Source organism: Sulfitobacter sp. S190 (assembly GCF_025141935.1).
In the GTDB taxonomy this organism is placed as follows: domain Bacteria; phylum Pseudomonadota; class Alphaproteobacteria; order Rhodobacterales; family Rhodobacteraceae; genus Sulfitobacter.
Genome location: NZ_CP081120.1, coordinates 533,657 through 545,382 on the forward strand (window position 1 = coordinate 533,657; position 11,726 = coordinate 545,382).

Annotated in this window: 15 protein-coding genes and 1 tRNA gene; 13 read left to right on the forward strand and 3 right to left on the reverse strand. The window is 61.0% G+C overall.

The genetic code is table 11. From position 1 onward, the window contains the following. The first annotated feature begins 78 nt into the window (after positions 1 to 78). Positions 79 to 684: a hypothetical protein gene (locus K3756_RS02750; protein ID WP_259990672.1), complete on the forward strand. Its 606-nt coding sequence runs from the start codon at positions 79 to 81 to the stop codon at positions 682 to 684. 174 nt (positions 685 to 858) lie between these two features. Continuing rightward, positions 859 to 2,034, forward strand: coding sequence for an elongation factor Tu (tuf, locus tag K3756_RS02755; protein ID WP_259990674.1), 1,176 nt, complete (start codon positions 859 to 861; stop codon positions 2,032 to 2,034). A gap of 263 nt (positions 2,035 to 2,297) precedes the next feature. Here tuf and K3756_RS02760 read toward each other — a convergent pair whose 3' ends face one another. After that, positions 2,298 to 2,618 (reverse strand): Dabb family protein, encoded by a 321-nt coding sequence (locus K3756_RS02760; RefSeq protein WP_259990676.1) that lies wholly within the window; start codon positions 2,616 to 2,618, stop codon positions 2,298 to 2,300. Between the two features lie 174 nt (positions 2,619 to 2,792). Here K3756_RS02760 and K3756_RS02765 point away from each other — a divergent pair, with 174 nt between their 5' ends. Continuing rightward, complete coding sequence (locus tag K3756_RS02765; protein WP_259990677.1) at positions 2,793 to 3,455, forward strand: CatB-related O-acetyltransferase; 663 nt, start codon at positions 2,793 to 2,795, stop codon at positions 3,453 to 3,455. A 51-nt stretch (positions 3,456 to 3,506) separates the two neighbouring features. On the opposite strand, the gene K3756_RS02770 is transcribed toward K3756_RS02765, so the two are convergent. Next, a complete protein-coding gene (locus K3756_RS02770; RefSeq protein ID WP_259990679.1) occupies positions 3,507 to 4,004 on the reverse strand; it encodes a DUF892 family protein in 498 nt (165 codons plus the stop codon). A gap of 154 nt (positions 4,005 to 4,158) precedes the next feature. Here K3756_RS02770 and K3756_RS02775 point away from each other — a divergent pair. From K3756_RS02775 to nusG, 4 genes are all read left to right on the forward strand, one after another. Beyond that, a tRNA-Trp gene (locus tag K3756_RS02775) sits at positions 4,159 to 4,234 on the forward strand. 120 nt (positions 4,235 to 4,354) lie between these two features. Continuing rightward, the gene (locus tag K3756_RS02780; RefSeq protein WP_259990681.1) at positions 4,355 to 5,092 is read left to right on the forward strand and encodes a hypothetical protein; all 738 of its coding nucleotides are present in this window, start codon (positions 4,355 to 4,357) and stop codon (positions 5,090 to 5,092) included. A gap of 90 nt (positions 5,093 to 5,182) precedes the next feature. After that, on the forward strand, positions 5,183 to 5,380 hold the full coding sequence (gene secE, locus K3756_RS02785) for a preprotein translocase subunit SecE (protein WP_259990683.1): 198 nt from the start codon (positions 5,183 to 5,185) through the stop codon (positions 5,378 to 5,380). A gap of 217 nt (positions 5,381 to 5,597) precedes the next feature. Continuing rightward, entirely contained in the window at positions 5,598 to 6,131 is a 534-nt protein-coding gene (nusG, locus tag K3756_RS02790; RefSeq protein WP_259990685.1) for a transcription termination/antitermination protein NusG, read from the forward strand. A gap of 181 nt (positions 6,132 to 6,312) precedes the next feature. On the opposite strand, the gene K3756_RS02795 is transcribed toward nusG, so the two are convergent. Next, positions 6,313 to 6,792, reverse strand: coding sequence for a GFA family protein (locus K3756_RS02795; RefSeq protein WP_259990687.1), 480 nt, complete (start codon positions 6,790 to 6,792; stop codon positions 6,313 to 6,315). Between the two features lie 316 nt (positions 6,793 to 7,108). Between K3756_RS02795 and rplK the strand changes: the two genes are divergently transcribed. The 6 genes from rplK to rplL all read left to right on the forward strand — a co-directional run bounded on the left by rplK (position 7,109) and on the right by rplL (position 11,639). Continuing rightward, positions 7,109 to 7,534, forward strand: coding sequence for a 50S ribosomal protein L11 (rplK, locus tag K3756_RS02800; protein ID WP_259990689.1), 426 nt, complete (start codon positions 7,109 to 7,111; stop codon positions 7,532 to 7,534). A gap of 1 nt (position 7,535) precedes the next feature. After that, positions 7,536 to 8,234, forward strand: coding sequence for a 50S ribosomal protein L1 (rplA, locus tag K3756_RS02805; RefSeq protein ID WP_259990692.1), 699 nt, complete (start codon positions 7,536 to 7,538; stop codon positions 8,232 to 8,234). A 141-nt stretch (positions 8,235 to 8,375) separates the two neighbouring features. Then, positions 8,376 to 9,311: a hypothetical protein gene (locus K3756_RS02810; RefSeq protein ID WP_259990694.1), complete on the forward strand. Its 936-nt coding sequence runs from the start codon at positions 8,376 to 8,378 to the stop codon at positions 9,309 to 9,311. An 87-nt stretch (positions 9,312 to 9,398) separates the two neighbouring features. Beyond that, positions 9,399 to 10,376: a LicD family protein gene (locus tag K3756_RS02815; RefSeq protein ID WP_259990696.1), complete on the forward strand. Its 978-nt coding sequence runs from the start codon at positions 9,399 to 9,401 to the stop codon at positions 10,374 to 10,376. 298 nt (positions 10,377 to 10,674) lie between these two features. After that, complete coding sequence (rplJ, locus tag K3756_RS02820) at positions 10,675 to 11,187, forward strand: 50S ribosomal protein L10 (RefSeq protein WP_259990698.1); 513 nt, start codon at positions 10,675 to 10,677, stop codon at positions 11,185 to 11,187. Positions 11,188 to 11,267: 80 nt separating this feature from the next. Continuing rightward, positions 11,268 to 11,639, forward strand: coding sequence for a 50S ribosomal protein L7/L12 (gene rplL, locus K3756_RS02825; protein WP_259990701.1), 372 nt, complete (start codon positions 11,268 to 11,270; stop codon positions 11,637 to 11,639). Positions 11,640 to 11,726 lie beyond the last annotated feature (87 nt).

The window sequence follows — 11,726 nt, forward strand, 5'->3', positions numbered from 1 at the left end:
GCCAGCCACGCAAGTGATTGCACCGCTCTGAGCCATGCGCTACGCACGTGGGCAACGATGTCGGGGAGAGGCAAATCAATGAAAAGACGTGGATTTGGCCTGTTGCTGGCCGCCGCCCTGCTGGCGGGATGCAACGGCGCGCGCGACCTGAACGAAGCGCCCGTGCCGCTGGGGGATTTCAACCTTGTGCATAACGTGGTCGTGGCCCCCAAGGTGCAAAAGGTGCCGCTGGGGCGCGAATTGCCCACCGAGCAGATGATCGAAACGCTGCGCAGCGCGGTGGCCGAACGGTTCGACCGCTACGAAGGCGCGCGGGGCTACCATTTCGGCATTTCGATCGAGAGCTACTTTCTTGCCCCTCCGGGTGTGCCGGTCGTTGCCGCGCCCAAATCCGCGATGATCATCCAGATCACCGTGTGGGACGACGCGCGCAATCTCAAGCTGACCGACAAGCCGCACCAGATCACGGTCATAGAATCATTGGATCAGGGGCCGCTCGTGGGGTCGGGCTATACCAAGTCGGCCGAAGAGCAATTCCGCAATCTCAGCCAGAACGCGGTCAAGCAGATCGAGAATTACCTGGTGAAGATGAACGCCGAAAACGGCTGGTTCAACACAAGTCCCGATGCTGAAGAAACTGCAGGCGATGCCCCGCAGGACGTGGCCGAAACCGACAACGGCTGATCTGCATTTGGCAGGATGCGCGCGCGGCGCGGCGGGCCATCCGCCGCGGTGCCGATATATTCGCGCGCCATGCCGCAAGACCTGCTTGATTTTGCCGCCCAGACCAAATATGCCGCCCGCCATATGCAAATCAGGTCCGCATCGGACCTCAGGCAATTTGGAAGGGCGCCCACCATGGCAAAGGAAAAGTTTGAACGTAACAAGCCGCACGTCAACATTGGCACGATCGGCCACGTTGACCACGGCAAGACGACACTGACGGCTGCGATCACCAAGTATTTCGGTGATTTCAAGGCGTACGACCAGATTGACGGCGCGCCCGAGGAGAAAGCCCGCGGGATCACGATTTCGACGGCACACGTCGAGTATGAAACCGACGCGCGTCACTATGCGCACGTCGATTGCCCCGGCCACGCGGACTACGTCAAGAACATGATCACCGGTGCGGCGCAGATGGACGGCGCGATCCTGGTTGTGAACGCGGCCGACGGCCCGATGCCTCAGACGCGCGAGCACATCCTGCTGGGCCGCCAGGTTGGCATCCCGTACATGGTTGTTTTCATGAACAAGGTTGACCAGGTCGACGATGAGGAGCTGCTGGAGCTGGTGGAAATGGAAATCCGCGAGCTGCTGTCGTCCTACGAGTATCCCGGCGACGACATTCCGATCATCGCGGGTTCCGCGCTGGCGGCGATGGAAGGCAACAAGCCCGAAATCGGCGAAGAGAAGATCAAGGAACTGATGGCGGCTGTGGACGAGTACATCCCGACGCCCGCACGTGCCGTTGACCAGCCGTTCCTGATGCCGGTCGAAGACGTGTTCTCGATCTCGGGCCGTGGTACAGTTGTGACGGGCCGTGTCGAGCGTGGCGTGATCAACGTGGGCGACGAGATCGAAATCGTCGGCATCCGCGACACCAAGAAGACGACCTGCACGGGCGTTGAAATGTTCCGCAAGCTGCTGGATTCTGGCGAAGCGGGCGACAACATCGGCGCGCTGCTGCGTGGCGTTGACCGTGACGGCGTCGAGCGTGGCCAGGTGCTGTGCAAGCCCGGTTCGGTGAACCCGCACACGAAGTTCGAAGCCGAAGCCTACATCCTGACCAAGGAAGAGGGTGGCCGTCACACGCCGTTCTTCGCCAACTACCGTCCGCAGTTCTACTTCCGTACGACGGATGTGACCGGCACGGTTCAGCTGCCCGAGGGCACTGAAATGGTGATGCCGGGTGACAACCTGAAGTTCGACGTCGAGCTGATCGCGCCCATCGCGATGGAGCAGGGCCTGCGCTTCGCGATCCGCGAAGGCGGCCGGACCGTCGGCGCGGGTGTCGTGTCGAAGATCACGGAGTAAGTGTAGCGGCCCACAGGGCCGATGCACCTACCCGACAGTGCAAAGGGCGTCCCTCGGGGCGCCCTTTGTCACGAGAGGGAGACCGCGAGACGCGCCAGTCAAAGCGTGTCGAAGATCACGGAGTAAGTGTAGCGGCCCACAGGGCCGATGCACGTACCCGACAATGCAAAGGGCGTCCCTCGGGCGCCCTTTGTCACGACAGGGAGACCGCGAGACGCGCCAGCTTGAGCGTGTCCAAGACCAAAGACCCCCCCCGCCGCTCCTCAGAAATCCGCCGCCACGCGCAGGTCTCGTAGGGGTCGCACGATACGGATCGATTCCTCATAAAGCGGATGTCTTTGGTAGCGGTCCAGCGCTGCCTGATCTTCAAACTCGGCATAGACGACCACATCCACCGCGTCGGAGAAGCGGTCCACATGACGGTTGTAAGACACTTCGAAGCACTGTGCGCCCGGTATGCCCTGCAAGATCGACAGCCCCCTGTGCACGGTTTCCAGATCGGCACGGTCGCGGGCGCTGAAAAAGACCACGTGCCGGATGAAACTGCGCTGCGGACTGGCGTCGGCGGTGGAAATATCTGTCATCGTCTACCTTGTATGAATGGGCCTGCCCTGCGGTGTGGCGCTTTAAGTCGGGCAGGCGCAAAGATGCTTGGACTTGCGCGTCCGATTGCCTAGGCTACACCCGACCGAGGGAGGGTGACATGAACAAGTCTGCGATCTGAACCTTAAAATGAGATCAAGATCGAGGAGACCGTTATGTCAGATCCGTCAGCCCACCGCCCTTTCCCGCCGCCGACCCGCACCCATCCCGTTTCGCTGCCCGATGGGTCCGGGCACCCCGGCACCGTTTTCCTCAGCGCGGTCATCGACCACCCGCGCATGGTAATCGGTGATTATTCCTACGCCAGCGCGTTTGACCCGCCCGAGGACTGGGCCGCGCGGCTGGCCCCATACCTGTTCGACTTCAGCCCAGAGCGCCTGCATATCGGAAAGTTCTGCCAGATCGCCGACGGGGTGCAGTTCATCACGGCTTCGGCCAATCATCGCCACGACGGTATTTCCACCTTTCCGTTCGCGATCTTTGGCGGCGATGGCTTTGCGGACCGTCCGTCGATGCCGGGGCCGGGGGCGGATACCCACGTGGGCCATGATGTGTGGATCGGGCAGGGCGCCCGCATCCTGCCCGGTGTGCGGATCGGCACAGGAGCCATCATCGCGGCGGGGGCCGTGGTTACGGCCGATGTGGCGGCCTATACCATCGTGGGCGGCAACCCGGCCCGGCCCCTGCGCCGCCGGTTCCCGGAGCCACAGAGTGCGGCGCTTCTCGATATTGCCTGGTGGGACTGGCCGGTCGAGAAGATCCTGACGCATGAAGCGGTCATCTACGGCGGTGACGTCACTGCGCTGGCGGCCCTTTAAAACGTCAAAAGCCCCGCGCATTGGCGGGGCTTTTCATTGGGGTCGGGGCGTTCAGGCGGCTTGTTTGTTCACGCCGCCTTGTGTCGCAATCTCGGTCATGTGGCGATCGCCATCGTAGGTGTCGTCGAGCAGTTTGCTCAGGATCGCACCATCCTCGTCAAGGTCCAGACGGTTGGCAAAGGCAGCCAGGGTGCCGTAGCCTGCCAGTGCATAATGCACCATGCGCTGGTACTGGCTGATGATCATGGCGTCACGGGTGGCGTCGTCGCCGAAGTCTTCTTCAAGACCGTGGGCGCGGGCCTCTTTGACCAGACCTTCCATGCCCTTGCAATGCTCGCCCTCGGGGTCGATGTCATGCGTGGCGCAGAGCGATTTGATCTTGTCCATCCCTTCGCTAATGCCGTTCGCACCCGCGATCAGGGCTTCGCTCAATTCCTTGTCGCTGGCGGCACGGCCCAGCTCGGTTGTGGCCTCGAGCGACTGTTTGCAGGCGCTGTAAAGGTCTTGCAGCTGGTCATGGTATACATCGTGCAGATTGTTGAGGGTCATGTGTCGTCCCTTTCAATTTTGTTTCTGTTTCGGCTTCGGGGTTCAAACGCGTACCGACGGCGACCCGTTCCAAGAAATTGCGGGAAAATCCGCTTGATTGGGGTTGATCCCCCTTGATCATGCGGCCGATTGGGACTACCCAGACCACCGGCATAGGGGTTTAGCTCAGTTGGTAGAGCATCGGTCTCCAAAACCGAGGGTCGTGGGTTCGAGTCCCTCAGCCCCTGCCAGATATCCAGCATTCCCGGATCCCGCGGCGGTTGCCCCGAATTTGTCGAAATTCGATCAATCAACCGCCCGATTGGTGGCCTAGGCTCGGTTCATTCGAATTGAGTGTAATGGACCTCCGCATGTCGTCAGAAGCCAAGCGAACCCAGCCCGCCGGTGATCCACCGGAGACGGAACTCGATGCAGACAGCATCGCCGCGATCCGTGATCTCATGGCGCAAACCGTGGCCGTTGATGCCGCACCGGTGGCGGCAAATGCCCCGGTCGAAGCGACCGCCGAGGCCGAAGCTGTCGCAGCCCCGCGGCACGCACCGCGCAAGGCCGACAGCTTTCCCGAACTCGAAGAACCTGTAGCAGCCGAGCCTGTCGCCGCCCCGCGCAAACGCCTGTCGCTGCGGCGCACGCCCAAGCCCCCGCGCGCGCGCGCAAAAGATACCGCAGCCAAAGCACGCGCGCCGATGCTGGACAAGGTGCGCAGCTATCGCCCGACGCGACGCCATATCATTCTCGCGGCGCTGCTGCTGGTTGTTGTGCTGCGCCCGTGGCTGGTGCTGGGGCTGGTCTTCCTGTCGCTGTTCATTCTGGCCGGTGTGTTCCTGATGATGGGGTACGACGGGTTCTGGCACGGCGCGATGAAGCTGGGCCGCTGGTACGCCAACCGCCGTCCCGCCCGCGCGGCGGAGCTGCACCGCAAGCTCGACGCCTTCGCGATGCGCTGGGATGCCGTGCTCGACCGGTTTCCCGAAGGGACGGTCGACGGACTTTATCTGCCCGATTTCGGCGAGATGGCAACCGCGCAGGCCCGCCACGACGAAGCGGTCGACCGCCGCCTTACCGACCTGCAGGACACCAACGCCTGAGACCCGTACCCGACGCCCGATTTGTAGCCTTGAATACATGTGCCGCAGCCGTTAGATGCAGTGCACGCAGATATGTTTGGGATTTGATCCATGGCCACCACCAACCCGCTTCAGTTCATTCAACAGGTCCGCGCCGAAGTGGCCAAAGTTGTGTGGCCCACGCGGCGCGAGGTCATGCTGACCACCGTCATGGTGTTTATCCTTGCGGCGCTGACGGCGGTTTTCTTCGCGCTTGTGGATATTATCATCCGTAGCGGCCTGCAGTACGTGTTGAACGTGTTTGGCTGACGGGCTTTGCCTGCCGCGCCTAAATCACCTTTAATCACTTGAATCCTCATCTGCTGCGGGCTATCCCGCAGGCCTACCGCGACAGCGTGCGCTTCGATTCGAATTGCGCGCCACGGTCTGTTGCGGACAGGGTGGCACATGCCCCCGATATTCAGGAATTTGCGCAGCGCCCGCAACGGCGCGCCCCGCGCCCCAAGACGAAGGACGAAACGGTCAGATGGCAAAACGGTGGTATTCGGTCAGTGTCCTGTCCAACTTCGAGAAAAAGATCGCCGAGCAGATCCGCACTTCGGTCGAGGAGCAGGAACTGCAGGACCAGATCGACGAGGTGCTGGTGCCCACCGAAGAGGTGATCGAGGTCCGTCGCGGCAAGAAGGTCACGACCGAGCGGCGCTTCATGCCCGGCTACGTGCTGGTGCATATGGAAATGTCCGACCAGGGCTACCACCTGATCAACTCCATCAACCGCGTCACCGGTTTTCTGGGCCCGCAGGGTCGCCCGATGCCGATGCGCGATGCCGAAGTGCAGGCCATTCTGGGCCGCGTGCAAGAAGGCGAAGAAGCGCCCCGCACGCTCATCCACTTCGAAATCGGCGAAAAGGTCAAAGTGGCCGACGGCCCGTTCGAGGATTTCGACGGCATGGTCGAAGAGGTCGACGAGGACAACCAGAAGCTCAAGGTCACCGTGTCGATCTTTGGCCGCGAAACCCCCGTCGAACTGGACTTTACCCAGGTCAACAAACAGATCTGACCGCAAGCCGGGCCACCGGCCCGGCACGCACCCCTTTGTACGGTCACGGGCGGCAGACGAACCTGCCCGTGCCAGCCGATTTCTTTGACGTGAAGGAATTTGGCGGTCCACGCTGCGGGACCAAGTTACTTATTTGTCATTGGTAGCGTGTGTCGGCTTAGTGAAATGCCACCCTACGCTTCTAGGGCTTTTGATAAGAGATCACGGTAGCATTCCACTCATCGTTTTCTGCAACCGTCTCGCTGTCCGGTGTTGGAAGTTTTCCAATGTCATCCGAAAATGAACAAGCGTACCGGTGATTGATTTGCAAGCTCGGTGGAGCAAGCTCGGGATTGTCGAGCGAACCAGTCGCTATTTCCAACAGCGCATCGTCAGAATTTTTCAAGCTCAAAGGAGTTCCGCAGCCCTGACAAAAGCCGCGTTTGCTGAGGTTAGAGCTTGCGAAGAAAGAAGGTTGTCCGCTCGTCCATATCAGGTCCTGCGCAACGACGAGAGCGGCGTAAAATGAACCGAATGCCCGCTGGCACATCCGGCAATGACAAACGGATGACCGACCAAGTGAGGCGACACTGTAGCGGACTGCTCCGCACTGACGTCCTCCGGTTATAGGACCTGAATTTTCCATACCGAAAATTTCACAAATCCGTTTTGGGAAGTCCATCAGGAAATCCACACTGGATGAGCGGGGAAGGTGCGGACGTTAGCGTACAGCGCAGCATCAGTTACTTTAAACCCTCACCTGGCTTTCGCCACCTTGTAGCAGCATGGCGGATCATCCTCGCGCCGGTTGTCACGCTGCCCCCCAAGCCGCCGTCTCTCCGCTCTTGCAAGTTGCGCGGCGTTTCGGTATCCGGCCCCAGTCGTCCTTCGGGGCGATTCACATCGTGGGAGGCGAGGGGGCCGCGGCGCCCGGACCGTAACCACGCAACACATATCCCGCAGGGTCGCGACCCGAGGGTGTTGAAAGGAGAAGGCCAATGGCCAAGAAACTCGTCGGTACGATGAAGTTGCAGATCAAGGCGGGGCAGGCAAACCCCTCCCCACCAGTAGGCCCGGCATTGGGTCAACGCGGCATCAACATCATGGAATTCTGCAAGGCGTTCAACGCCAAGACAGCGGATATGGAGCCCGGCGCCCCATGCCCGACCGTGATCAGCTACTATCAGGACAAGTCCTTCACGATGGACATCAAGACGCCGCCCGCGTCCTACTACCTGAAAAAAGCGGCCAAAGTGAATTCCGGCGCGAAAACGCCCAGCCGTGAAACAGTCGGTTCCGTGACCACCAAGCAGCTGCGCGAAATCGCGGAAGCGAAAATGGTCGACCTGTCCGCAAACGATGTGGATCAGGCCATGAAGATCATCCTTGGCTCGGCCAAGTCGATGGGCATCGAGGTTAAGTAAGATGGCAAAACTCGGAAAACGCACCCGCGCCGCACGCGAAGCATTCGCAGGCAAAGAAAACGTCACCGTGGAAGAAGCGGTATCGCTGATCAAGGCGAACGCCAACGCCAAGTTCGACGAAACCATGGAAGTCGCGCTGAACCTCGGCATTGATCCGCGCCACGCCGACCAGATGGTCCGCGGTGTTGTCGGTCTGCCCAACGGCACCGGCAAAACAGTCCGTGTTGCGGTCTTTGCCCGTGGCCCCAAGGCCGAAGAAGCACAGGCTGCCGGCGCTGACATCGTCGGTGCAGAGGACCTGATGGAAACCGTACAGTCCGGCAAGATCGAATTCGATCGCTGCATCGCGACACCGGACATGATGCCGATCGTCGGCCGTCTGGGTAAGGTTCTGGGCCCCCGCAACCTGATGCCGAACCCCAAGGTCGGCACCGTGACAATGGATGTCGAGGCCGCCGTGAAGGCAGCCAAGGGCGGCGAAGTGCAGTTCAAGGCCGAAAAGGGCGGTGTCGTCCACGCAGGCGTTGGCAAAGTGTCCTTTGACGAGGCCCAACTGGTCGAAAACATCCGCGCGTTCGTGGGTGCCGTGGCCAAGGCCAAGCCATCGGGTGCCAAAGGCGCCTACATGCAGAAGATCGCGCTGAGCTCGACCATGAGCCCCGGCGTGACCGTCTCCGTGGACAACGCAGTCAGCGAATAATCGCGACCCTGGCCACCAGATCATCGGGGCGTCCCTGCCGGGGGCGCCCTTTTTCTTTGGTCGCGCTCTTTTGCGATGGCCCGCCCCACGCTAGAGTGCACGCGAAGATCGGGCGCCAAGCCCGGCCACGAGGAGCAGGGCATGGTTCAGGACAAAAGCACCCTCGCTGCGGTGCGCGACATTCGCGACAGGTTGATGACGCAGCTGTCGGGGGGCGAGGGCGGGCATGATTTTCCGACCGCCCGCGCCGCGATGGACGCGCTCTCCCTTGCCGAGGACGCGCAGATGCACCCCGCCGTGCTGGAAGCCGAAACACTGCTGATCCTCGCGTCGCCCAAACCCTCGCGCCGCGCGACCAAAAAGCTCTACCACCTGTTTCAAAAGCGCAGCGCCCTTGGCGAGATCGAGGCATTCGAGACATTCCAGACCTCGGTGAAGGCGCTCGGGGCGGCGGGCGTCGATCTGGGGGGCGTGCATTTCGTCCGTCATTTCGGAAATACAGATCACGCGCCTGTCTGGTCCGCCGTGGCGCAGGCGATCACACAGGTCACCGATCTGATCGGACCGGCATTCCTCAATTCCGGCACGTTGCTGGGCGTGGTGCGGGAACATGGTCTGCTGCTGCATGATGACGATGTGGATCTGGGCGTGCTGCTGTCCGCCACCACGGCCGAGGACGCGGCGGCAGAATGGGCGCGGGCCTATCACCTGCTGCATGGCGCGGGGCTGCTGGACAAGGAAGTCAAGCGCAATCACGGGGTCTTCAAACTGCGGCTGGGGCAGGAAATCAACGTCGATCTGTTTCCCGCGTGGATCGAGGAAGGGCGCGTGTGGCTCTATCCACATACCGCGGGCACGCTTAACGCCGATCAGCTGATGCCGCTGGCCGTGTGCCCTTTCACCCGCCAGCCCATTCCACGCGACAGCGGCGCGATGCTGGCGTCGAACTACGGCGACGGCTGGACCAGACCCGACCCCGGCTATGTCTTCCGCTGGAGCCGCGCCAACCGGAATTTCGAACGCTTCCGCACGGCGTTGACCGCCGATATGTCTGTATGGACACTGCAACAGTCCTGACGGGAAATAAGGCAAGAAATGGCGCGTGCCACATAGTTGCCATATTTCCCTGAACACGCTGCGGCAAAGCAGTTAGGGTAACAAGGTATGGATGATACAGACCTGACCGAGAAGGAGGCGATCCGCCTCAAGCGCCGCGCCGTGCGCCGCATCAAGGAAATCCGTCAGCAGGCATTCGCCATTCTGGGCGAGGAGGGGGCCGATACCCAGGCGGCGGGCCCGCTCTGGGCAGAGCTCAAGGCGCTCGGCAAGTTCGAGGGCCGAATCCTTTACCGCGAGGCGCGCGTGGCGCTGTTCGTGGCGTTGCGCTTGCACCCCAAGGTCGTCGTGCGCGAGCTGCGCGCCCTGCGCCGCATCCACACGGACCGGGGCGATCCTGCCCAATACGATAGCCTGTCGCGGATGATCGACACCCATCTGCACCCCGATGTGCTGACTTTCCACAGCTATAGCGGCACCAGCTTCAGCCATGTCGACACCGCGCCGGTCTGGCAGAATGTCGCGACCGTGATGGCCTGGCTTACGAAGTACGGATACGAAAGCTTTCTCAACTCCGGCACCCTTCTGGGTGTCACGCGCGATGGCGATTTCATTGCCCACGACGATGACGTCGATCTTGCCGTCATGGTGCCCGGCACATCGGTCAATCAGGTCGCCCGCAACTGGCAGGCGTTGCGCGAGACGCTGGCCGCCGCCAACCTGCTCGATGCCGAGCAAAGCAGTAACGAGGTGCTCAAGACGACGCTGACGGGCGGCTTCACGCTCGATCTGTTCCCCGCATGGGTCATCCGCAGCCGTGTCTACGTCTATCCGCACACCAACGCGGAGCTGACCCGCTCGCAGGTCTTGCCGCTGGGTACATGTGCCACCACAGGGCTGGCCATCCCGCGTGATCCCGAAGCCATGTTGGCGATCAATTACGGCGAGACGTGGCGTACGCCGGACCGGCTGTTTGTCTTTCCGTGGCGCGACGCCTTCGCCAAATTCGCCGCATTCCGGCAGGCCACCGATGAGAACCAGCGCGCCGCCGAACGGGCGCGGTTGCCGCACAAGATGTCTGCCTGACCCGGCGTCGGGGGCAGAAAGCCGCCGCAAGCCATTGCACAAACGCGACAAAGAAAGTATCTGCAGTCCAGTCAAGGAGCGTGCGATTCGTCGTGCGCTCTTTGCGCTTCGTCCGAGATGGCGGGTGGTGCGGAATTTCCAAACCATAATTCCTGCCTGAGACGGGGAAACTCGTGACTTTTCAGAGCTTTGCTCTCGGACGGTCTTGGGAAGGACCCGTAATGGACCCGACGTCGGGCATCGCGCCCGGCAAAACGAGCCCGGGGGGTCACACCTCCGAAAACTTTGGAGTGAAACTGTGGATAGAGCACAAAAAGAACAGCTGGTCGACGAACTCGGCCAGATCTTTGAAAGCTCTGGCGTCGTTGTGGTAGCCCACTACGTCGGTCTGACAGTTGCCGAAATGCAAGACCTACGTGCACGCGCCCGCGCTGCAGGTGGGGCTGTGCGTGTTGCAAAGAACCGGCTCGCCAAGATCGCCCTTGAGGGCAAGCCATGCGAAAGCATTGCTGACCTTCTGACGGGTATGACCGTTCTGACCTATTCTGAGGATCCGGTGGCCGCGGCCAAGGTTGCTCAGGAATTCGCCAAGGAGAACCAAAAGTTCGTCATCCTTGGTGGTGCAATGGGTGAGAATGCGTTGGACGTCGCCGGTGTGGAATCGGTGTCCAAAATGCCTTCGCGCGAGGAGCTTATCTCCACGATCGCGGGCATGCTGGGCGCACCTGCTTCCAACATCGCTGGCGCCATTGGCGCACCTGCAAGCAACATCGCATCCATCTTGTCCACGATCGAGGACAAGGCGGCGTAATTCGACAATATCGTCAAACCGGCGGGGTTGGTTGAAACAACACGTTGGAACACACATATCGTTAACGGAAAGAGCTAAACATGGCTGATCTGAAAAAACTGGCAGAAGACATCGTTGGTCTGACGCTGCTTGAAGCACAAGAACTGAAAACAATCCTCAAAGACGAATACGGCATCGAGCCAGCAGCCGGTGGCGCTGTCATGATGGCCGGTCCTGCCGATGCAGGCGCCGCCGAGGAAGAGAAAACCGAATTCGACGTCGTTCTGAAGAACGCCGGCGCATCCAAAATCAACGTGATCAAAGAAGTTCGCGGCATCACCGGTCTGGGCCTGAAAGAAGCCAAGGACCTGGTCGAAGCCGGCGGCAAGATCAAAGAAGGCGTGGACAAAGCCGAAGCAGAAGACATCAAAGGCAAGCTGGAAGCAGCTGGCGCCGAAGTCGAGCTGGCCTAAGCCATCCCCAAGAGACGCTGATCTCTTGCACAAAATCTTGGCTGGATGGGGTGAGAACCCTGTCCAGCCAAACCTGTCTTGAAAGAC